Consider the following 22505-nt stretch of genomic DNA (forward strand, 5'->3'; position numbering starts at 1 on the left):
CGATAGGAGCGCGCCATGCTGGACAAAAGCCACAAACCCACCTGGACCAGTTTTGAAGAGGCAACCAAGGCCGATTGGGATGCGGTCATGGATTATGAAGAGGCTTACAATGCGGCGCTTCCGGACCGCATTCTTGACGCAATCCGATCGCTGGATGAAGAGTGGACGCCTTATCCCGTGAATAGGTATCAGCACAGCCTGCAGGCTGCGACACGCGCCTATGAGGACGGTGCGGATGAAGAGCTGGTTGTGGCCGCTCTGATCCACGACACCGGCGATATCCTGTCGCCCTATAACCATGGGGAATTGTCAGCGGCGATGATGAAGCCCTATGTCAGTGAGAAAACCCATTGGATTCTCAAGCATCATTGCGTGTTTCAGGGTTACTACTACAACCACCATCTCGGCGGCGACCGCAACGCCCGCGACAAGTATCGCGACAGCCCCTACTGGGAGGATTGCCGTTATTTCTGCCACGAATACGATCAGAAAGCGTTCGACCCGGATTATCCGACCAAGCCGTTGGAGTTCTTCGAGCCCATGCTGCGCCGGGTGCTGAACAAGGGCGAGGGCCACATGGAACTGAACGAGACCGCCGAGGATTAACAGGCCGCCATCAGGCGATAGACGATCTGAGCGGCAGTAAAATCCCAGGCGGCATTGCCATCCGGGGCCAGTTCAACCACGTCGAAGCCTACGCATTTGCGGCCCTTCAGGGCATGTTCCACCAGGCGCAGTGCCTGATAATACCCCAGACCGCCTGGGACGGGCGTCCCGGTGGCAGGCATCTGTGACGGGTCCAGACCGTCGACGTCAAAGCTGACATAGACCAGTTCTGGAAAGTCCTCGGGCAGATCGACCGAATGGATATTACAGGTCACCAATTCCTCGGCATCCACGTGGAAGACATGGTTCTTGAGGCGGCTGTTGGCCTCTTCGCTGGAAAAGGCACGGACGCCGAACTGGGCAAGTCTGATGCCTTCCTCGGCCAGCAGGTGCATGACCGAGGCGTGGCTGTGCTTTTCTCCCTGATACGCGTTGCGCAGGTCGGCATGGGCGTCGATCTGAACAATGCCGATGGGCTGCTTGAGGGCACGTGTCACGCCGATAACTGCGCCATAGCTGAGCGAGTGCTCTCCGCCCAGCGTGACCGGCACTTTGCCTGCGCGGACGGCGGCCTCGGTGCGCTGGGCGAGGCGTTCCATAATTTCGGAAAGAGCAGCGTCACAATCCACGGGTTCTTCGGTGAAGATACCTTCGACGCAAGGTTCGGCGTGACCGGTGATGCGTTCCAGCTCGTTGCTGGCCTCGATGATCGCTTCGGGGCCTTTTGCGGTGCCTGAACCGTATGAGACAGTACGCTCCAGCGGCACCGGAATCACGCGAAACCGGGCGTCTTCGGTGCGTTCCGAGGCCGTTAGTTCACTGTCGAGGAAAATGCTCATGAGAGTCTCTCTTTGAAGTCTTCATAGCCGAATTGTCGGATGATTCTCAGCGCGTCCGTTTCACTGTTCCACAGTGCGATGGTGGGCAGCGGAACACCGTTGAAGGTGTTGGTTTTGACCATCGAGTAATGCGCCTGATCCAGAAAGGCAAAGCGCTGACCGATCTCCAGTGGCTTGTCCCACGTGTAGTCCCCTATCACGTCCCCCGCGAGGCAAGACGGGCCGCCCAAACGGTAGGTATGACCCGTATCTGCCTCGTCCATAAGGGCAGGGCGATAGGGCGCCTCGATCACGTCGGGCATGTGGCAGGTGGCTGAGATATCGGTGATCGCGAGGTTCATGCCATTGGCCGGCAGGTCGAGGATTTCTCCGACCAGAATGCCTGCGTCCAGCGCGATGGCCTCACCGGGTTCGAGATAGACGTCGACGCCGTATGTCTTGCGAATGGCCTGTATGAAGGCGACCAGACCCTCGCGGTCATAGTCATCTCGGGTGATGTGATGGCCGCCGCCAAAGTTCAGCCATTTGAGCTGTCCGAGATATGGTTTGAGCTTTGGTTCGACGGCAGCCCATGTGCGTTGCAGGGGCTCAAATCCCTGTTCGCAGAGTGTGTGCATGTGCAGGCCGTCGACTCCGGTCAGGGTGTCGGCCGTCAACTGACTGACCGGCGTGCCGAGACGCGAACACGGCGCGCAGGGGTCGTATTTGGGAATCTCGCCCTCGGAATGCTCGGGGTTGATGCGCAGGCCGACGTGAACGCTTGCGGCTTGAGCTTTGGCAAGAAACCGATCCTTCTGAGCCGGGCTGTTGAAGATGATATGGTTGGACAGCGACAGGATCTCATCGATATCGGTGTCTTTGTACCCGGCGCAGAAAGTTGCGACTTCACCGCCGTATTCTTCGCGGCCCAGACGCGCCTCGTAGATACCGCTAGCGCAGGTGCCGCCGAGGTGCTGTCTGACTAGCGGGGCCAGCGAGAACATCGAGAACGCCTTGAGGGCGCTGAGCACATGCGCGCCGGATCGGGTGCCGATATCGGAGAGGATGCTGAGGTTGCGCCCGACGGCTTTTTCGTCGACCACGAAGCAGGGGGTGGGGACGCGGTTGAGGTCGAACTTGCGGAAAGCTCCGGCGTCACCGGCCTGTGTGGTCATCATGTCGGACATAGCTGGTGTCTCCGATTGCGGAGAGGCCGGGGGGCCAGCCCCCCGGACCCCCCGGGATATTTTTGGCCAGATGAAGTTCTGGTTCTAGAATTCGACCGGGCCGTCGAGTTCGTGGACCTGCCATGGCAGGCCATGTTCGTTCAGCATGTCCATGAAGTTGTCGGGATCGAGTTGCTCCATGTTCCACACGCCCGGCTGGCTCCAGTTGCCTTTCAACACCTGTGCCGCGCCGATCATGGCCGGGACGCCGGTGGTGTAGCTGACGGCCTGCGATCCTACCTCACGGTAGCATTCTTCGTGATCGCAGATGTTGTAGATGTAATAGGTTTTCTCGCCCGAGCCGTCTTTGGCTTGGCCTGTGGCGATGTCGCCGATGCAGGCTTTGCCTTTGGTCTCGGCCCCCAGATCGCCGGGATCGGGCAGCAGGGTTTTCAGGAATTGGATCGGGATGATTTCCTTACCGTCATGCATCACCGGGTCGATGCGGGTCATGCCGACATTTTCGAGCACTTTGGCGTGGGTGATGTAAGCGTCGCCGAAGGTCATCCAGAAACGGGCGCGTTCGATTTCGGGGAAATGGGTCGAGAGCGACTCCAGTTCCTCGTGATACATCAGGTACATGTTTTTGGGGCCGATGGCAGGGAAGTCGAACTCGACCTTATGGGTCATGGCGGGGGAATGTTTCCATTCGCCGTTCTCCCAGTGACGTACTTCGGCCAGCACTTCGCGCAGGTTGATCTCGGGGTTGAAGTTAGTGGCGAATTCCTGATCGTTCGAGCCGCCATTGGCGTCCAGCACGTCGATTTGACGGATGGTGTCCAGCTTATGTTTCTTCAGCCAAGTGGCGAATACGCTGGTCACGCCCGGATCGAAGCCCGAGCCAAGGATCGCTGTCAGCCCGGCCTCTTGGAACTTGTCCTGATAGGCCCATTGCCAATGGTATTCGAACTTGGCCTCATCCTCGGGCTCGTAATTCGCGGTGTCGAGGTAGTGGATACCGGCCTCAAGGCAGGCATCCATCAGCACCAGATCCTGATAGGGCAGGGCGAGATTCACCAGAATCTCGGCGCCGGTTTCCTTGATCAGTTTGACCGTGTCTTCGACCTTGTAGGCGTCCAGTTCGGCGGTTTTGATGTCCACACCGACGCGATCCTTAACGGCGATGGCGATGGCATCGCATTTTGATTTCGTGCGGCTGGCCAGAGTGATCTCGGTGAAAATATCCGAGTTCATCGCCATCTTGTGTACGGCTGCGTGGGATACGCCGCCCGCGCCGACAACCAGTGTTTTGCCCATGGTCTGTCTCCTTCTTATTCGTAATAGGTGTAGCCGTTGATCGAGTCGCGATAGGCGCTCATCAGGGTTTTGCGGTCCTTGGCTTTCAGAGTACCGGTCGAGATCGCCTCGTCCACCATTTTGCGGAAGGCGGCGACACAGTCCTGCGGGTCGAACTCGACGTAAGAGAGGACCTGACCGATGGTATCGCCCTCTTGTTCGTGCAGCAGATCAAAGCCGCCATCGGCGCGCAGGTCGATGGTGACAACGTTGGTATCGCCGAACAGGTTGTGCAGATCGCCCAAGGTTTCCTGATAAGCGCCGACGAAGAAGACGCCCATGAGGTATTCGCCCTCTTCGGGCAGCGAATGCACCGGCAAGCTGGGGGACACGCCATCAGCCAGAATAAAGCGGTCGATCTTACCGTCGCTGTCGCATGTGATGTCGGACAGAACGGCGCGGCGATCCGGCGCCCGGTTCAAACCCTGCAGCGGTACGATCGGGTGTAGCTGGTCGATGGCCCATACATCGGGCAGGGATTGAAACAATGAGAAGTTGCAGTGATAGATATCGGCCACTTTCTCGAGCTGATCGTCGACATCCGTGTCCAGATCATCGCTGGCGGCCAGTGCTTTCAGTCGCGCCATCAGCGACAGGTAGATGCGCTCGGCGCGGGCCATCTGGCGCAGGTCGACATAGCCACGGCGGAATAGCGCACGCAGTTCGTTGCGGTAGAAGGTGGCATCGTTCCAGCATTCCTGCAGGCGGTCTTTGCTGAGATATCCGTGCACGGCTGCAAGGTCTGAGACCATGTGGTGATCATCCGCTTCGACCTCGGGGCCGTTGGGGGCATCGTACAGAGTGCTTTCCAGCACGTTGAACACCAGCATCGAAGACGTCGCCACCACGGCGCGACCGCTCTCGGTTACGAGCGTGGGGTGGTCCACTTCGGCCTCGTCCAAGGCGTAGGCCACGGTTTCGACCACGTTGGCGCAATATTCCTCGACCGTGTAGTTGATCGAGTTCTCGGCCGCTTTCTTTTCACCGGTATAGTCCACGCCCATGCCGCCGCCGAGGTCCAGATGGGTCAATGGCACGCCCTCGCGTGACAGTTCGGTGTAGTAGCGGCAGGCTTCACCAACAGCGCGGCGCACATCGTTGACATCCTGCACCTGCGAACCCAGGTGCGAATGCTGCAACTTCAGGCAATGCAGCAGTCCGGCCGCTTTCAACTTGTCCACTGTGGCGACCAATTGATCGGTGTTCATACCAAAGGCGGATCGGTCCCCCGAACTTTCTTCCCATTTTCCGCTGATCTGGTTGGTCAGTTTAACCCTGACACCGATCAGAGGTTCGATCCCCAGTTCATTGTAGACTTCGATGACAGTGTCGGCCTCTTTCGGGCTTTCCAGCACGATCACCGTGTTGAAACCGATCTTGCGGCTCAGAATGGCCAACTGGATAAACTCGGCGTCCTTGACGCCGTTGCAGACAATCAGAGCCTCGCTGGCCAGACGATGCGCCAGCGCAACGACAAGTTCGGGTTTTGAGCCGGCCTCAAGCCCATAGTTGTACCTTTTTCCGAATTCGACGATCCGGTCGACGACCTGAGCCTGTTGATTGACCTTGATTGGGAACACGCCGCGATACTTGCCTTTGTATCCGGTGCGGTCGATCGCGTCGCGAAAGCTCTCGTTGATATGCGCAATCTCGTTTTCGAGATAAGAACTGACACGCAGGACCATGGGCGCCTTGATGCCACGCTCATCCAGATCGCCAAGGATACCGGGCAGGCTGATCGCGGCGGCCTCGGGGGCCAACGGATTGCGCAGACCGATCTCACCCTGCTCCGTCACCTCGATGAGGTCCTTGCCCCATTTCTCAACCCCGTAGATGGAATGTGGTGCGGTGGGCGGCTGTTTCAATCAGGTCAATCCTTGCTGTTCGGGTGCAGGTTTCGCGCCCGCCAATACGGCAGCCGTTCGATTCGTCCAAGTGTAATCTATGAAACGGGTTCCTGCCGAGACTTATCCAAAGGTCCGGATCGGGATCAGGTGGTTGTCCCATTGGCAATCCGGTTGGGCAGAGATTTCAGCGCGCGTGGCGTTCAGCGCGCCAAATGCACCAGTTCCGGTGGTAAAAACCAGACCTTCCGAACCAGCGCCCAGCCCACAGACATCCTCAAGCGCAAAGGCATCCGTGAAAGCAGCGCTTTCCACGTCGAACCTAAGCAGAGCGTTCCCTCGCGGGCAGGTGATCGCGATTGAGTTGCCGTCAGCAGCAAAGGCAATGCTTCCGGCATAGCCCTGCAACGCGCTTTGATCTGTTTCCGGGGCTGACAAAAGACGCGGTTCTTCGCCCAGCCGATGCAGACCCAGCAATGGGGGGTGCTTGGTCAGGCTGCCTTGCCATTGCATCGCAAAGCCGACAAGCCCGTCACCACGCACCGCAAGATGGCGGATCGAGTTCTTGCGGAGCGCATCGGTTAGCTCCACCTGTGCCAGTACCGACCCCGAAAGATCAACATAGGTCAGGTTGGGCTGCATGGTGGGCAGATTCAGCTTGGTCCTGCCTGTTTCCGGGTGGGTTTCGATGCCGCCATTGGCGATGACCAACGTCTCGCCATCAGGCATCAGCCGCATGTCGTGGGGGCCAACGCCGCCAGAGGGAAACTCCCCTAGCCGGATATAATTGACGGCGTCCCAGACGCCAATCACACCCTCTGCTGCCTCGTAATCGTTCTCGGTTGTAAAAAACCGGTCGCCATTGGCCGAGAAAGTGCCGTGGCCATAGAAATGACGGCCTTTCGGAGCCTCCAATCGTTTGATCACGGTTCCGCTTGCGCAATCGAACACAATCGCAAATGTGCCGGGGCGGCGGGCGAAGGCGACGGCTTGCGCCTTGAAAGGGTGGGCCGCAGCGGCGTGACCCCGGGCGGGCAGAGGGATAGAGAATAAAATTGCGCCCTTGCCATCCAAACCAGAAAGGCGGTAGCTGCCATCGGGAAACAGGGCGGCGGCCAGGAAGTCCGGCGCGCCCACCGATGACCAGCCCGGCACCGGGGCAAGGCTGGCGGCGGCAAGGCCCGCAAGGAAATCACGTCGGCTTGTCAACGGTCAGTCCCCATCCAGCGAGTTGAAACCGGCGCTGATGCCGAGGGTCGGGCCAAGCTCGGTTGAAGCGATTTCTCGAATGTCGTTAATCGACTGTTGCAGCGCTTCGACCCGAATGTGACCCTGAGGCGTGTCGACGCCCGCAAAGGCGGGGTCGTCCAGCGCTTGCGCCCGGTCGATGGCCCGCGCAAAGGCGACATCCAGATCGGCTGCTATCTGAGGGTGATCAAAAGACAGACGTGCTGCCAGATCGCGCAATGCGATCAGCGAAAGCTCAACATGGCGCAACGACCGCCCGGACCGGCGCGCTTCGGCGCGATTTGGGCGCGGGCGTTCGAATGTCCCCAATGGACGGCCAAGCCGGGTGTCGGCGGTGAACTCCAGACCGGTTGTCAAAGCTCTGAACAGTTCCTGCATCGCCTCATCGCCTGAGCGGTAAAGACTGTCGTCGCCCGGTTGCGTCAGGTTCGGCGCATAGGTTTGCCAGTCTGTGTTCATCGCCTCGGCGTTTCGGTCGATATCGGTAGCGATGGCGCGGATCAGCGCACAGCGATAGGCCGCGCTGCCCTGCTCGGCCATGGCCGGGTCGTAGAGCATCCTTTCCAGCGCGAGGAATCCGCGCCCTGCGATCGAGGTCTCGGCGTACGCTTCGGGAGAGCCTACCGCAGCGTCTTCGGTTGCGATGTGCCGGGAGAGGGTCTTGGGCGTGAAGCCTTTGGTATCGGGCCAGAAGGCCATGGCAAATGCCCGATCGTCCGTTTCGGTCGGGCCAAAGCGCAAATGGCTGGCTGAAATCCAGCTATCGAAGGCGGCCCTGTAGGCCGTGCGCAGATCCTCCGAATCCGGTGCGCAATCGGCTTGCGCGGTGGTTGCCAAGGTTTCGGTCGCGTCCGCCAGTTGCGCAAATCGCGGCAGGATGTGGGTTTCGGTCGCATCCATCAGGATCGGAGCGCGATCCTGTGCTTGCGCGCCCAATGGCAACAAAAGGGCGGTGATGATTGAGAAGGTACGCATGTCAGAGGCTCTCCAGAAAGCGGATCAGGGCATCACGGTCGGCTTTGGGCATTGAAACAACCGTGTCGCGTGCGGCCTGTGCTTCGCCACCATGCCACAGGATCGCCTCAAGCAGGTTGCGCGCCCGACCGTCGTGCAGGAATTGGGTATGACCCGAGACACGTTCGGTCAGGCCGACGCCCCACAAGGGTGGCGTGCGCCATTCGCGGCCGGTGGCACGTGCCTCTGGGCGGTTGTCTGCCAGCCCTTCCCCCATGTCGTGCAGGAGCAAGTCGGTATAGGGCCAGATCAGCTGAAAACTGTGTTCGGGCCGGTCAGGCATCCTGTGGGTGACGTACGCGGGCGTATGGCAGGACGCGCAGCCGGAGGTGTGAAACACTTCTTTCCCGCGCAGTACCATTGGATCATCCGTGTCACGGCGGGCGGGAACGCCCAGATTGCGGCTGTAAAAGGCCACCAGATCCATACCGACCTCGTCGATCTCGAAACCGCGCACATCGTTGTCCCCGTGCGGGGCGGCGATGCAGTTGGTCTGAGCCTCGGTGCAATCACCAAAGGGCGCCGGGTAGAGTGGCGTCGAGATGCCGATGTCGCCTGCAAAGGCGGCCGAGGATTGCTCCATAACTGTGGGCATTCCGGCCTTGTAGCCAAAGCGACCCATCATGGGCTCACCGAATTCTTCAGACCAGACGATGTTCGGGCGACCTGAAATGCCATCGCCATCTTCATCCTCGGGATCGGCCTTGATCAGCAGGTCCTCGACCGGAATGGACTCGAGCAACCCCAACCCAATCATCTGCGGAGCGACCCGGGGGCTGAGCATGGCATCGGGATGCAGCGGGCCATAGCCGAGATCGGCAGCCGTATAGGTGGGGCGGCGCAGCGAGGCCGTTTCGCCGTCGGACAGTTCAACTGGGACTTCTTCGTAGGTTATGTCCAGCCGATATTCTGCGGGGTGACCTGCCAGCGCGAAATCCTGCAACTGCCCGCCATAGTTCGGGTCGGGTAAGGTGGCGATGTAGTCTTCGATCCCGGCAGGCGCATCCTCGGGCCTGCCGGGGATGGAAACCCGGAGAAACATCGACACGGCACTGTCATCGGGTCCGTTGGGCGTATGACCGCGCCCATCCTTGATATGACAGCGCTGGCAGGAACGGGCGTTGTAAAGCGGGCCAAGCCCGTCCGAGGCCAGCGTGGAAGACGGGGACGAGACCCAGATCTTTTTGAACAACCCGTTGCCGACCTTGAAATCCAGTTCCTGCTCGAAACTGATGTTGGCCGACGGCTGAGAAAACGCATCCGCATTGGTGCGAACCCGAACGGTCGCGGCACCTGCGGATAAATCTTCGAACTGTTGTGATGCACTGAAATCGCGGGGAGTCGTCGTAACGGCGTCGATCCGTGCGCGTTCTTCGGTTGTTCTGGGAAGGATATTCAGATGTGGGTCCCGTAGCTCGGTCGCCAGAGTGGGGGTGGCCGAGAGAGCGGCCACCGATGCAAGGGCAAGCTTACTCGCCTTCGTCCATGGTTGATGCGTTGAGTTGCGCATAGTTGGCTTCGCCGATCCTTTCATACAGGTCGAGCTGCGTTTCGAGAAAGTCGATATGGTCCTCTTCATCGGACATCAAGCTCTCGAACAGCGACATCGACACATAGTCGCCGGCATCCCGGCAGTATTCGCGCGCTTCCTTGTAAAGGGCTCTTGCATCAATTTCGGCCGCCAGATCACATTCAAGGGTTTCCTTCGGCGTCTGGCCAATCCGCAATGGATCAAGTTTTTGCAGGTTGGGGTGACCTTCGAGAAAGATGATACGTTCAATCAGTTTGTCGGCATGTTCCATTTCTTCGATGGATTCTTCACGGCTTTTCTTGGCCATGTGGCCAAGGCCCCAGTCTTCCTGCAACCTGTAGTGCAACCAGTACTGGCTAACCGCTGTCAGTTCATGCCGCAGTGATTTGTTGAGATATTCGATAACCTTGGGATCGCCCTTCATGGTCTGTCTCCTCTGTTGGCCTGGCGCGCAAGGCGCGTAGCTGCATGGGGACTTCCAGATTATCGTCTGAACGCATTGTGTCTAGGAAAAGCGGCATACACCCGCCGCAATCCGCAGACTTGCCAAGGGCGTGATAGATCTTTCCGGGGGTGATGATGGTCTGCGGATCTGATGTGCGCATCCAGTCGATTGCGGCCCGGATGTCGTGGTCAGAGATATTGGTGCAGTGGCATACGATCATGGCAACTCGGCCTGCTCAGCGATTTCTTAGTTAAATAGTAGGTTACTTGGTGCGCGTCCAGATCAAAGACACGTCTTCAGAGTATTCGTCGTGCCGGGAGTGGATCTGGAGAAACGCTCCCGGCGTGGCCGGATGAGTGAACCCGGCCAGAGCTTTACTGGAACACCGCGTCCGGGTTATCCAGGCTGTCCGAGCCTTCGAAATCGATCTGGTCGAGCTCCAGCGCAGTCACGATACGCTCGATGGTTTTGGTCTGATCGACCAGACCGTTAACGCCGCGCATGATCAGAGCTTCGCCGCCTTCATTGCCGCGTTCCAGCATCTGGTCATAGGCAAAGCCCGCTTCTGCGGTGGATTTGATGCGGCCGAGGGCCTGCATGGTATTGGCCAGTTTCGCCTGCATCTCGGTATCCAGCGCCGGATCGACCGCGACGACCAGGTCCGATACCGACGCGCCCGTGACCGGGGTGCCATCAATGCGGGTGTAGTCGCCCAGGTAAACGTTCTGGATGCCCAGGCCGTCATAGTAATGGCTGTTGTGGGTGTTGTCGGCAAAGCAATCATGCTCTTCCTCGGGATCGTTCAGCATCAGGCCCAGACGCATACGTTCACCCGCCTGCTCGCCATAGGATAGTGAGCCCATGCCGGTCAGGATCGCGCTGACACCGGCATTCTCGTCTGCGGTCAGCGCGGCACGCGCTTCACCGCCTTCGGCCCACTGGGCGGTCATCCACTCCAGATCGCTGACCAGCAGGTCGGTTGCGGCGCTCAGATATTGCGCGCGGCGGTCGCAGTTGCCACCGGTACAACCGTCACCTTGCACATAGTCGGTGTAAGGACGATTTCCTGCGCCCGAGCCGTGGCCGTTCAGATCCTGACCCCACAGCAGGAATTCGATGGCGTGGTAGCCGGTCGCGACGTTGGCCTCGATCCCGTCTGCCTCGTGCAGGGTGTCGGACAGCAGAGCAGGGGTGATTTCGCTGGCGTCGATGGTTTCACCCGACAGATCGAAGCTGGGGTTGGCGATGACGTTCAGCACGGCGAACTCGTTCTCGTCGCTGGGACCGCCGTACGAGGCGTCCACATAGTCGATCAGGCCCTCGTCCAGAGGCCACGCGTTCACTTTGCCTTCCCAGTCGTCGACGATGGCGTTGCCAAAGCGATAAACCTCGGTCTGCTGATAGGGTACACGAGCGGCGACCCACGCGGCGCGGGCAGCGTTCAGGGTTGCATCCGACGGGTCGGCGATCAGCGCGTTAACCGCAGCTTGAAGCGTTTTTGCAGCGATCAGGCTGTCGTCATACTTGGCTTCTGCGATGTTGGCATATGTGTTCAGAACATCGGCTTTGGACGGGGCGTCGGCGACGGCTGCACTTGCGATGCACAAGGTCAGGGCGCTGGCCGCGGCGAATAGTCTGGTCATTTGGAACTCTTTCCTGCTTAACGGGATTCGATCCCCGCAGTGCCGCGGGGTAGACGCAGAATTTTCTGAGAGAATTAGTCAGTAAAGTCAACCTGAGTTTTTTTGTCGGACAATTTGTCCCGCTTCTGCCTAACCATATCTGGGGAGGTCAGAACGCCTGCCAATCATTGCGCTGGGTCACAATTGTACTAAACTGTCGTACAGTTTGTTTCGTGAATGGTGAGTAATATGAGATGCGCGGCCTTTCTTCTTACGCTCTTGCCCGTCGCGCCGATGGCTCAGCAACTGTCTACAACTGAGGCACATACTCATGGTGCCGGCCGTATGACAATTTCATTTGAAGAGACTGGATTTGCCCTGACCCTCGAGGTGCCTGGCGTCGATATTGTAGGGTTCGAGCATACGGCCGAGAACGAAGACGAACGGGCGGATGTTGCGGTTGCGATTTCGGATCTTTCCAGGCCACTGGCGATTTTTGAAGTGCCATCCGAGGCGGGCTGTATGACCGCGACCGCCAATGTGGCACTTGTTGGTGACGTCTTCGTTCATGATCAGGCGCAATCCAGTGATGACGCAGCGCATCACACCGAATTTCAGGCCGATTATTTGTTGCAGTGTCAGGAAATTGCCTTGGTGACATCTATCCGGTTTGCTTATTTTGACCGGTTTTCCCGCGCAGAGCGTCTTGTTGTTGAGTTGATGTCGCCCGACGGGGTGCAGAACCTGACAGTGGAACGTGAAAACCCAGTTTTGAATTTGCGCAATTAGGCTGGCATATCCCGTGACAGGCGGGGTCGCTTTGTTTCAAAGCTTGTTACCCGGCGAAGGCTGGTATGAGTTGAGGCCGTCCGGGCCACTGATCGGGGCGGGGGTCGCCGGCCACCTTTAATCCCGGGCCAAAGCGGCCTGCAACGCGTGGTAAGAAGCCTTTGGAGTCCTCTCCAGCGTTTCAAAATCCACGTCGACCAGCCCGAACCGTTTTTCATACCCCAATGCCCATTCGTAGTTGTCCAGCAAAGACCAGACAAAATAGCCTTTGATCGGTACGCCTTGGTCCAGAGCCCTGCGAACTTCGGCAAGATGCTGATCCAGATAGCCAATTCTGTCTGTGTCATGGTGGCGCTCCGGGCTCGCCATGCCGTTTTCGGTCACATAAATAGGTAGATCGCCGGTGTGATCGCGTGCGGTTCGGATCAGGAACCGGGATAGGGCTGCGGGGTCGACCTCCCATCCCATCTGCGTTTTGGGCAAGGGGCCGGGGACTTCTTTCAGGCCCGGCCACGGAGCATCGGCGCGTGTGATCAGCTTGCGTGTGTAATAGTTGAGGCCGCACCAGTCCACGGGTGTGCCGATAGTATCGAAGTCGTCTTGCCAGTTGGTCGGCAGATGAGGTTCCAAGCCGTCCAGTACGTTCCCGGGATAGGATTTGTCAAAAACACCCCCCAAGAAGAACCGATTGTAAATCCCGTCATAAAGCTCTGCCGCAATTCGCGCTTCGTTACTGTCATCGGCTGGTTCGGCCCACTCGAGGTTGAACACAGCACCAAGATTGGACATGCCCAACCCGCGCATGGTTTCAATCGCGCGGCCATGTGCCAGCAGGACATGGTGCATGGCGCGGGCTGTTGCGCGGATGTCGCGCAAACCCGGGGCATGGTGACCCTCGAAATGGCTGAGCCAGCTTACGCACCACGGTTCGTTTATAGGGGCAACGCTGAACATCCGATCGCCGATGCGCCCCATGACGATTTCAGTAAAATCCGCGAACCACTCCGCGATGTCCCGGTTCCGCCAGCCGCCCAGATCGGCAAGCGGTGAGGGTAGTTCCCAATGGTATAGCGTGGCGCAGGGTTTGATGCCGCGTTCGAGCAACGCGTCGGTCAGACGGTCATAGAAATCAAGGCCCTGCTGATTGATGGTGCCGCGACCTTCGGGCAGGACACGGGCCCAACTGGTGGAGAAACGATAGCAGTCGAAACCGGCGTCCCGGATCAGATCGAAATCCTGTTCGAAACGATTGTAATGATCGCAGGCGATATCTCCGTTTTCGGCATTTGCAACGTTGCCCGGGGTGGCTGCGAAACTGTCCCAGTGGGTCGTGCCCGCAGCACCTTGCGCGTGTCCTTCGATCTGGTAGGCCGAAGTCGCTACACCAAACTGAAAATCCGGCGGAAAATCTGTTCGTTTATGTTTCATTTCAAGTCCTTTGCGGAGCCGGCCCAGTGGAACTGCCAACCACAAGTTCGGCTTCCAGCAAACGTGTTTTTGGGGGAGCGTTGGGCGCGTTTATCCGTTCGATCAACATTTCGGCGGCCAACTCACCCGCGTGCCTGACCGACGACCGTGTTGCCGTGAAAATTGGAACATCCATACCATTGCGCATGTAAGACAGTTCATCATCATGGGCGATAACCGAGATGTCGCGACCCATCTTAAGGCCGTTCTCTTCAAGCGCCCGCCGAACGCCAACGGCCGAAATGATCGACGAAGCCAGAATGGCCGTGGGTGGGTCGCTCAGTTTCAGCATGTCGCACGCTGTCTGATGGCCGTAAATCTCGGTCATTTCCGCGCTGCGCAACAGATTGGGGTCAGGAGCGATCCCGCTTTTTTCGAGCGCTGTCATATACCCGTTTCGGCGGCGGCGGGCAAAATCCATTTCCTCGAGGCCGTTGATCAAAGCTATGCGCTTATGGCCGAGATCGATCAGAAACCGCGTCGCGCGTTCAAATGATCGCTGGTTGTTCACGTCGATCCAATCATAGGGCTCCTCGGCGTGGGTCGATCGGCCATGGACGATGAAAGGGACGCCCATACGCGACAGCACTGAAATCCGCGGCTCATGCACTTTGGGGCCTTGCAGGACAACGCCGTCTACGACGCCCCTGTTGAACAAGCTGCGATACGATTCTTCGATTGATGTATCGGGCGCATGGGTGAACATCATGTCATAGTTGTTTTCGGCATATGTTCGTGCTGCACCAGCGACGAAATCCCCGAAGATCGGATTTACCATCTCGTGTTGGGATGAGGTGGGAATCACATGCCCGATTACCATCGATCGGCCCGTGGCCAACCCCTTGGCGCGGCTATTGGGGCGGTATCCGTGTTTGTCGGCCGCCGCCTGAACGCGGATGCGCGTCCCCTCATTCACTTCGGGATAGCCGTTCAGAGCGCGGCTGACGGTTGTCTGTGAAAGACCGAGAATCTCAGAGAGCTGCTTTAGGTTCATGGCTTTCAAAGCGCCTTAAAATCAGAGTCTGTATTGTTCTCTTTTGATTTTTTGGTTTCGTCAACCTGTTTCGAGTACCGGCGAGATATATCGTTATATCAGCTATTTTTCCATGGGGCGTTGACAGAATTCGAATGTTAGCGGATAAAGCGCAATATTCAAAGCGCTTTGAAAACGAGTCTCAAATGCGCGTATTATGTTGGGAGGAGAACTCATGAAACACTCGCTTTATGCAGGTGCCGCTACGTTCGCCCTGATGGCGGGCGCGGCTCAGGCTGACAAGGTTACCGTGTTCGGGCCGTGGTTGGGGCCGGATCAGGAGAACGTCGAGGCAGTGTTGGATGGATTTGCAGCCGCAACCGGGCATGAATACGCATATGTCGGTTCAGACAGCTTTGAACAGCAGATCAGGATTGATGCCGAGGCGGGATCGGCGCCGAATGTTGCCGTATTCCCTCAGCCCGGTCTGGCGGCCGATATGGCCAAGTCGGGTTTTCTGACCCCGCTGGGCGATGGGACTGCGGATTGGATTCGCGACAACTATGCGGCGGGTCAGTCGTGGGTGGATCTGGGCACCTATCCGGGTCCGGACGGTCAGGACCATTTGTACGGGCTGTTTTACAAGGTCGATGTGAAATCGCTCGTTTGGTACGTGCCTGAGAATTTCGAGGATGCCGGTTACGAGGTGCCGAACACGATGGAGGAGCTCAAGGCACTGAGCGATCAGATCGTCGCTGACGGAGAAACGCCCTGGTGTATCGGTCTGGGCTCTGGCGGTGCGACCGGATGGCCTGCGACCGATTGGGTCGAGGACATGATGCTGCGCACCCAGTCTCCCGAAGATTATGACGCCTGGGTTGCGAACGAGATGAAGTTCAACGACCCGAAAGTCGTTGCCGCCATCGAGGAATTTGGCGCGTTTGCGCGCAATGACGATTACGTTGCCGGCGGAGCAGGTGCCGTCGCGACGACCGATTTCCGCGACAGCCCAAAGGGCATGTTCAGCTCACCTCCGCAATGCTACCTGCACCGTCAGGCGTCCTTCATCCCCGCGTTCTTTCCCGAGGGTACAGTTGTTGGCGAAGATGCCGATTTCTTCTATTTCCCCGCATATGAAAGCAAAGACCTCGGCAGCCCGGTTCTGGGGGCCGGTACACTCTGGGCGATTACCAACGACAGCCCCGCCGCACATGATCTGATTGCCTATCTGCAGACCCCCGAGGCGCACGAGACATGGATGGCCCTGACCGGTTTCCTGACCCCGCACAAGGGGGTGGACACGTCCGTGTTCTCGGACCCGACGCTTAAGAAGATGAACGACATTCTGCTGGGCGCGACCACGTTCAGGTTTGATGGGTCGGATCTGATGCCGGGTGGTGTAGGGGCCGGTACCTTCTGGACCGGTATGGTCGACTATGCTGGTGGCAAACCTGCACAGGAGGTCGCCGACGAAATCCAATCCTCCTGGGATGCGCTGGACTAAGCGCATCTGAGGCCGGGTGGCCTGCGCAACAGGCCGCCCAATCCCCTTTCGCAACGGAGAGCGTGATGCATCCTGCACTTCAGGGCCTGCTGACCATCGCCATAGGCGTGTCGGGCTGTGTGGGCTATTTCTATCTGTCGAACCAGTTTCTGGACAAGGTGCTGTTCCCGGCGCGCGGGCCAAATGCGGGTCGCAATATCAACCGCGCCAACGTGATCCGGCCCTGGCTGTTTCTGTTTCCCGCGCTGCTGGCGCTGGGTCTCTATCTGGCCTATCCGGTGGTCGAGACGCTGCGCCTGTCGCTCACCGATCGCATCCCCGGGGGCGGCTACGAATGGGTCGGGCTCGAGAACTATCGTCAGATGGCCGCAGAGCCGAAATTCTGGGAGGCCATGCGCAACAATATGCTGTGGCTGATCGTGGTTCCGGCGATGTCGACTGCATTCGGGCTGCTGGTGGCGCAGCTGACCGACCGTATCCGCTGGGGGAACGTGGCCAAGGCGTTGATCTTCATGCCGATGGCGATCTCTTTCGTCGGGGCCTCGGTGATCTGGAAACTGGTCTATGATACGCGTCCTGCGGAACAGGATCAGATCGGCATCCTGAACGCGCTTTACATCTTCTTTGGCGGGACCGAGCCGCAGACCTGGCTGACGATCCCGTTCTGGAACAGCTTTTTCCTGATGATTGTTCTGGTCTGGATTCAGACGGGCTTTGCCATGGTGATCCTGTCCGCCGCGCTGCGGGGTATCCCCGAGGAAACCATCGAGGCTGCCATCCTGGACGGCGCCAACCCGTTCCAGATTTTCTTCAAGATCAAGGTGCCGCAGATCAAGACCACCATCCTGGTGGTGTGGACGACGATCACCATCACCGTGCTCAAGGTCTTCGACATCGTATTTGCCATGACCAACGGGCAATGGGAGACCCAGGTTCTGGCCAATTACATGTATGACAAACTGTTCCGCGCCAATGACTGGGGCGTGGGGTCGGCCTCGGCCATGGTAATCATGCTGCTGGTCACTCCGATCCTGATCTGGAACGTGCGCAACGCGCGCCAAGAGATGAAGTAGGGGGCGGGCATGAACGATATTGCAGGAACCAGACCGGCCCTCAGATGGGTGGTCCATGGCTCGGTTGTGCTGCTGGTGGTGTTGTGGGTGTTTCCGACGTTGGGTCTGCTGATCTCGTCCTTCCGGACGGCGGATCAGATCGCGACCAGCGGCTGGTGGCGTTCGCTGTTTCCGTCCGAGCAGAACCTGACCCTGCGCAGCGCCGCACCCGAGACACAGGTGTTGGAGAACGGTTTGTATGTGATCGAGGGCAATCTGTTTGATGCGGGCGTGACGGCCAAGATTTCACAATGGGGTGTAAGCTCTCGTGCGATTGATGCGTTCAAACCGGGCGAAACGGCTGAACTGCGCAAGGGCGGCACGATCACGGTTGACGTTGATGGCAACTACCGAATGGAAAACACCGAAGAGTTCTCGGGCAGTCGCGGGTCGCGTGTCTTTGTGACGGCCGAGTTGCCGCCTGAATTCACGCTGGATAACTATCACAAGGTGCTGCTGGCGGAGGACAGTACCGACAGCATGGGCAAGGCCTTCTTCAACACGCTCACGGTAACGATCCCGGCAACGATCATCCCGATCCTTGTCGCCGCCTTTGCGGCCTATGCGCTGGCATGGATGGATTTCCCGGGCCGCGCCCTGCTGATTGCCGCGGTGGTCGGTCTGTTGGTTGTTCCATTGCAACTGGCACTGATCCCGCTGCTGAAGTTTCACCTGCATATCGGTATTCCCAAAGGATATCTGGGCGTGTGGCTCGCACATACCGGCTTTGGAATGCCGCTTGCGATCTACCTGCTGCGCAACTATATGGCCGGACTGCCCCGCGATCTGATCGAAAACGCCCGGGTCGATGGTGCGACTGAGTTTCAGATCTTCACCAAACTGATCCTGCCGCTCAGCTTCCCGGCGCTGGCTTCGTTCGCGATTTTCCAATTCCTTTGGACATGGAATGACCTGCTGGTCGCGAAGGTGTTCCTGATCGATGCCACCGGCCAGACCACGGTGATGACCAACCGTATTGTCGAACTGTTAGGCACGCGGGGCGGAAACTGGGAAATCCTTGCCACGGCGGCGTTCGTGTCGATAGCGGTGCCGTTGGCGGTCTTCTTTGCAATGCAGAAATATCTGGTCCGCGGTTTGTTGGCCGGTTCCGTAAAATAAGGGCGTGTGATGAACGTGCAAACCACAGCATTCAAAACAACCGAAGCGAAATCAGACTGGTGGCGCGGAGGCGTGATCTATCAAATCTATCCGCGCAGCTTTCAGGACAGCAATGGCGACGGGATCGGAGACCTGAGGGGGATCACCCAACGGCTAGGCTATATCGCTTCGCTGGGGGTCGATGCGATCTGGATTTCGCCGTTCTTCAAATCTCCGATGAAGGATTTCGGGTATGATGTCAGCGATTACCGCGATGTCGATCCGATGTTCGGCACCATGGCGGATTTCAAGGAATTGCTGGATCAGGCCCATGCGCATGGGCTGAAGGTGATGATTGACCTCGTGCTGTCACACACCTCGGATCAGCATCCATGGTTCAGCGAAAGCCGCGCCAACCGGGATAATCCAAAATCTGATTGGTACGTGTGGGCTGATCCTAAACCGGATGGAACGCCACCCAACAACTGGCTGTCGATCTTTGGTGGCTCGGCGTGGCAATGGGATGCGCGGCGGCTGCAGTATTACCTGCACAACTTCCTGACCTCGCAGCCGGATCTGAACTTCCACTGCAAGGACGTTCAGGATGCCCTGTTGGATGTGGCCCGGTTCTGGCTGGATATGGGAGTTGACGGCTTCCGTCTGGACACGATCAACTTCTATTTCCACGACGCTCAGCTGCGCGACAATCCCGGCCTGCCGATGGATCAGCGTAACTCGTCGATTGCACCGATGGTGAACCCGTATAACCATCAAGATCACCTCTATTCCAAAAGCCAACCCGAAAATATCGCCTTCCTAGAACGGCTGCGCGCCCTGACCGACGCGTACGAAGGCCGCGCCTGTCTGGGTGAGGTCGGCGATGCGCAGCGCGGGCTTGAGATCATGGGCGAATACACCAGCGGCGATAAGCGGATGCATATGTGCTATGCCTTTGAATTCCTCGAAAAGCGGGCACTGACGGCGGCGTATGCAAAGCAGGTTTTTGATCAGCTGCAAGACAAGGCTGGCGATGCGTGGCCGTGTTGGGCGTTTTCGAACCACGACGTCCAGCGCCATGCCTCACGCTGGGGGCTGGATGATGCCGCGATCCGGCAGCACGCGGTTCTGATGATGTGCCTGCGTGGGTCCGCTTGCCTGTATCAGGGCGAGGAACTGGGCCTGCCCGAAGCCGATGTGGCGTTTGAGGATTTGCAGGACCCCTACGGCATCGAATTCTGGCCAGAGTTCAAAGGCCGTGACGGGTGCCGAACGCCAATGGTCTGGGCCGCGCAGGACGAACAATCCGGGTTTAGTACGGGTCGCCCGTGGTTGCCGGTCAGCTCGCCTCAGGCCGAGCGGGCGGTGGATCGGCTGGAACAGGACCCGGCGTCGATGCTGCACCAGTACCGCCGCGCCATCGCGCTGCGACACGCACATTCCGCGCTGATGGCAGGGTCACAGACGGGGATGACACAAACCGGAGCGGCCCTGACCTTCTCCCGCGAGGATGCGGCAGAAGAGGTGTTCTGCGCCTTCAATCTGGGAGCGGAACCTGCCGAGGTGACCCTGCCCGGCGGAGACTGGCACGTGATCGGGGAGGAGTTGGGCGGCGTTCATGGCGCGGGCACGGTAACGCTGGACGCCGCTCAATTCTGTCTGCTGGCCCGAAAAAAGAGGTAAACCATGTCGGAACTCAAGCTTACGGATGTGGCCAAATCCTATGGTCCGGTCGATATTCTGAAACATATCGATCTCGAAATCGAGCAGGGCGAGCTGATTGTCTTTGTCGGCCCTTCGGGCTGCGGCAAATCCACGTTGCTGCGGATGATTGCGGGCCTTGAGAAAATCACCGGCGGCACGCTTGAGATTGAAGGGCAGGTGGTGAACGATGTGCCGCCGGCGCAGCGTGGCATTGCGATGGTGTTCCAGTCTTACGCGCTCTATCCGCATATGACGGTGCGCGAGAACATGGCCTTTGCCCTCAAGATCGCCAAGATGCCAAGCGCCGAGGTTGACGCGGCCGTGGAACGCGCCGCCCAGATCCTACAGCTTGAACCGCTGCTTGACCGTTTGCCCAAGGCGCTGTCGGGCGGGCAGCGCCAGCGTGTTGCCATTGGCCGCGCGATCGTGCGCGACCCGAAGGTTTATCTGTTCGACGAGCCGCTCTCGAACCTCGACGCCGCCCTGCGCGTGGCGACGCGGATCGAGATCGCTCGCCTGAAAGAGGCGATGCCTGACAGCACGATGATCTACGTCACCCACGATCAGGTCGAGGCGATGACGCTGGCCAGCCGTATTGTGGTTCTGGCCAATAAGGGAATCGCGCAGGTTGGCACGCCTTTGGAACTCTATGAGGCGCCCGACAACGAGTTTGTCGCACAATTCATCGGATCACCTGCAATGAACCTGCTGCCGGGAACAATCACCGGGACCGGAGCATCAACAACAGTGACGCTGAATGATGGCGGTATTGCGGTGTCGTCGATCCCGACCGATGCCGCAGACGAAGGCAAGACGGTCAATATCGGTGTTCGGCCTGAGGATCTGGTGATCACCGAAAACACTTCGATCTACTCGGGCGTCGTGGATTTCACCGAGGCTCTGGGTGAGGTCACGTTGCTCTATTTTGCGGCACCCGAAGGGACGGAGGCCGTAATCGCCAAGCTGCCCGGTATTCAGCGCAACCTGCGAGGGCAAAGCGTCTCGGTCACTGCAGCACCCGAGAAGGTGCATCTGTTTCACAACGGACAGTCGATGCGGCGCCAGGGTTAGACCTGTTTGGCGAGGAATTCGGAGACCCTCGCCAGCCCCTCCCGAATGATTGACGGGGTGTTGGCGTAGCCGATCCGAACGCACCCTTCGAGACCAAGTGCGGAACCCGGTGTGAACATCACTCCGGTTTCCTGCAACAGTTTCACGCAGAACTCGCGTGAGGGCATGTCGAAGTCATAGTTCAACAACGCCGTTGTTCCGGCCCTGGGTTTGACCCAGCTGATCCGGGGTTCGTCTGCGACCCAGGCGTCCAGAATCGCAAGGTTGCCGCGTGTGATGGCAAGGCTGCGTGCCAGGACTTTATCGTGGTGTTCCAGTGCTAGTGTCGCGAAGTGATCGTCGATCATGCCAACCGAGATCGTGTCATAGTCCCGGTGGATCGAGGCTGCCTCGATCAGTTCGGGCGCGGCGGCGATCCAGCCCAGCCGAAGCCCTGCCAGTGAAAACGCCTTGGACATGCCAGCGGTCGAGATGCCTTTTTCGTAAAGGTCCGCAACCGAATCCGTCATGCCCGAGCCTTCTTGCCCGGTGCCGCGATAAACCTCATCGCAAAGCAGCCAGGCCCCGGCGGCGCGCGCAATCTCAGCGACGTCCAGCAAGAAGGCACGATCCATCACCGCGCCTGTCGGGTTGTTGGGATTGTTGATTGCGATCAGTTTGGTGCCGGGCGTTGCGGCGGCACGCAGCGCATCCAGGTCAGGCAGATAGCCATTCTCTGCCTGCAGCTGGATTTGCGTCACCTCGGCCCCGATACTGGCCGGGATCGAGTAATGCTGCTGATAGGTGGGCACGACCGCCACTACCTTGTCGCCGCGTTCGACCAGTGTTTTGTGGACCAGCATATTGGCCCCGATCGTGCCATGGGTGACGATAATATTCTCGCGCTTCTGCTGGTCATAGAGACCACAGATCGCATTACGCAGCCGGTCCGAGCCCCGGATCGCGCCATAGGTCATCTTCATCCCCAGCAATTCGGAAAGATCATCCGAGTTCTTACCGGAAAGCTGCAACAGCTCGGCGATGGTCAGGCTTTCGACACAGGTTTCCGCAAGATTGTAGGCGCATCTGGTTTCCCATTCGTCCATCCAGATTTCGACGCCAAAGGGTTCGATCTTCATTGCGGTATCCTGTCTGACTAAG

Annotated in this window: 20 protein-coding genes; 7 read left to right on the forward strand and 13 right to left on the reverse strand. The window is 58.7% G+C overall.

Annotation, left to right across the window (positions count from 1 at the left end; translation table 11 throughout):
• Positions 1–15 precede the first annotated feature (15 nt).
• Positions 16–606 carry an HD domain-containing protein gene (locus RA27_RS00060; RefSeq protein WP_039533751.1) on the forward strand — a complete coding sequence of 197 codons (591 nt, stop codon included), beginning with the start codon at positions 16–18 and terminating at the stop codon, positions 604–606.
• Here RA27_RS00060 and speB read toward each other — a convergent pair.
• From speB to RA27_RS00105, 10 genes are all read right to left on the reverse strand, one after another.
• On the reverse strand, positions 603–1445 hold the full coding sequence (speB, locus tag RA27_RS00065) for an agmatinase (protein ID WP_039533753.1): 843 nt from the start codon (positions 1443–1445) through the stop codon (positions 603–605). The two genes, RA27_RS00060 and speB, sit on opposite strands and share 4 nt — an antisense overlap.
• Positions 1442–2611 (reverse strand): carboxynorspermidine decarboxylase, encoded by a 1170-nt coding sequence (gene nspC, locus RA27_RS00070; protein ID WP_039533754.1) that lies wholly within the window; start codon positions 2609–2611, stop codon positions 1442–1444. The genes speB and nspC overlap by 4 nt, the downstream gene beginning before the upstream one ends.
• Positions 2612–2695: 84 nt before the next feature.
• Positions 2696–3907 carry a saccharopine dehydrogenase family protein gene (locus RA27_RS00075; RefSeq protein ID WP_039533757.1) on the reverse strand — a complete coding sequence of 404 codons (1212 nt, stop codon included), beginning with the start codon at positions 3905–3907 and terminating at the stop codon, positions 2696–2698.
• 14 nt (positions 3908–3921) lie between these two features.
• Complete coding sequence (gene speA / locus RA27_RS00080) at positions 3922–5811, reverse strand: biosynthetic arginine decarboxylase (protein ID WP_039533759.1); 1890 nt, start codon at positions 5809–5811, stop codon at positions 3922–3924.
• Between the two features lie 102 nt (positions 5812–5913).
• Positions 5914–6999, reverse strand: coding sequence for a DUF1513 domain-containing protein (locus RA27_RS00085; RefSeq protein ID WP_039533761.1), 1086 nt, complete (start codon positions 6997–6999; stop codon positions 5914–5916).
• Between the two features lie 3 nt (positions 7000–7002).
• Positions 7003–8013, reverse strand: a complete 1011-nt coding sequence (locus RA27_RS00090) for an imelysin family protein (RefSeq protein ID WP_039533763.1) — start codon at positions 8011–8013, stop codon at positions 7003–7005.
• Between the two features lies 1 nt (position 8014).
• Positions 8015–9505 carry a di-heme oxidoredictase family protein gene (locus RA27_RS00095; protein WP_039533766.1) on the reverse strand — a complete coding sequence of 497 codons (1491 nt, stop codon included), beginning with the start codon at positions 9503–9505 and terminating at the stop codon, positions 8015–8017.
• Positions 9506–9521: 16 nt separating this feature from the next.
• Positions 9522–10007: a bacterioferritin gene (gene bfr, locus RA27_RS00100; protein ID WP_039533769.1), complete on the reverse strand. Its 486-nt coding sequence runs from the start codon at positions 10005–10007 to the stop codon at positions 9522–9524.
• Positions 9955–10248 (reverse strand): (2Fe-2S)-binding protein, encoded by a 294-nt coding sequence (locus RA27_RS23425; RefSeq protein WP_082024992.1) that lies wholly within the window; start codon positions 10246–10248, stop codon positions 9955–9957. The genes bfr and RA27_RS23425 overlap by 53 nt, the downstream gene beginning before the upstream one ends.
• A 154-nt stretch (positions 10249–10402) precedes the next feature.
• Positions 10403–11671, reverse strand: a complete 1269-nt coding sequence (locus RA27_RS00105; RefSeq protein ID WP_039533771.1) for an imelysin family protein — start codon at positions 11669–11671, stop codon at positions 10403–10405.
• A gap of 273 nt (positions 11672–11944) precedes the next feature.
• Here RA27_RS00105 and RA27_RS23010 point away from each other — a divergent pair, with 273 nt between their 5' ends.
• A complete protein-coding gene (locus tag RA27_RS23010) occupies positions 11945–12439 on the forward strand; it encodes a DUF2796 domain-containing protein (RefSeq protein ID WP_255353517.1) in 495 nt (164 codons plus the stop codon).
• Between the two features lie 117 nt (positions 12440–12556).
• Here the strand turns inward: RA27_RS23010 and RA27_RS00120 are convergent, their stop codons facing one another.
• A complete protein-coding gene (locus RA27_RS00120; protein WP_039533772.1) occupies positions 12557–13867 on the reverse strand; it encodes a GH1 family beta-glucosidase in 1311 nt (436 codons plus the stop codon).
• A 1-nt stretch (position 13868) separates the two neighbouring features.
• Complete coding sequence (locus RA27_RS00125) at positions 13869–14900, reverse strand: substrate-binding domain-containing protein (RefSeq protein ID WP_039533774.1); 1032 nt, start codon at positions 14898–14900, stop codon at positions 13869–13871.
• 214 nt (positions 14901–15114) lie between these two features.
• On the opposite strand from RA27_RS00125, the gene RA27_RS00130 reads away from it, so the two are divergent.
• The 5 genes from RA27_RS00130 (at position 15115) to ugpC (ending at position 21365) form a co-directional block, all read left to right on the forward strand.
• Positions 15115–16383, forward strand: coding sequence for an ABC transporter substrate-binding protein (locus RA27_RS00130; protein WP_039533776.1), 1269 nt, complete (start codon positions 15115–15117; stop codon positions 16381–16383).
• Positions 16384–16448: 65 nt separating this feature from the next.
• Positions 16449–17456 carry a sugar ABC transporter permease gene (locus RA27_RS00135; RefSeq protein ID WP_039533778.1) on the forward strand — a complete coding sequence of 336 codons (1008 nt, stop codon included), beginning with the start codon at positions 16449–16451 and terminating at the stop codon, positions 17454–17456.
• A 9-nt stretch (positions 17457–17465) separates the two neighbouring features.
• Positions 17466–18614, forward strand: a complete 1149-nt coding sequence (locus tag RA27_RS00140) for a carbohydrate ABC transporter permease (protein ID WP_039533781.1) — start codon at positions 17466–17468, stop codon at positions 18612–18614.
• Positions 18615–18623: 9 nt separating this feature from the next.
• Positions 18624–20273: an alpha-glucosidase gene (locus RA27_RS00145; protein ID WP_039533783.1), complete on the forward strand. Its 1650-nt coding sequence runs from the start codon at positions 18624–18626 to the stop codon at positions 20271–20273.
• A gap of 3 nt (positions 20274–20276) precedes the next feature.
• Positions 20277–21365, forward strand: a complete 1089-nt coding sequence (gene ugpC, locus RA27_RS00150; protein ID WP_039533786.1) for a sn-glycerol-3-phosphate ABC transporter ATP-binding protein UgpC — start codon at positions 20277–20279, stop codon at positions 21363–21365.
• Here the strand turns inward: ugpC and RA27_RS00155 are convergent.
• The gene (locus RA27_RS00155) at positions 21362–22483 is read right to left on the reverse strand and encodes an aminotransferase (RefSeq protein ID WP_039533788.1); all 1122 of its coding nucleotides are present in this window, start codon (positions 22481–22483) and stop codon (positions 21362–21364) included. The two genes, ugpC and RA27_RS00155, sit on opposite strands and share 4 nt — an antisense overlap.
• Positions 22484–22505: the final 22 nt, after the last annotated feature.

Origin of the sequence: Ruegeria sp. ANG-R (assembly GCF_000813985.1) — a bacterium.
Taxonomy (GTDB): Bacteria; Pseudomonadota; Alphaproteobacteria; order Rhodobacterales; family Rhodobacteraceae; genus Ruegeria.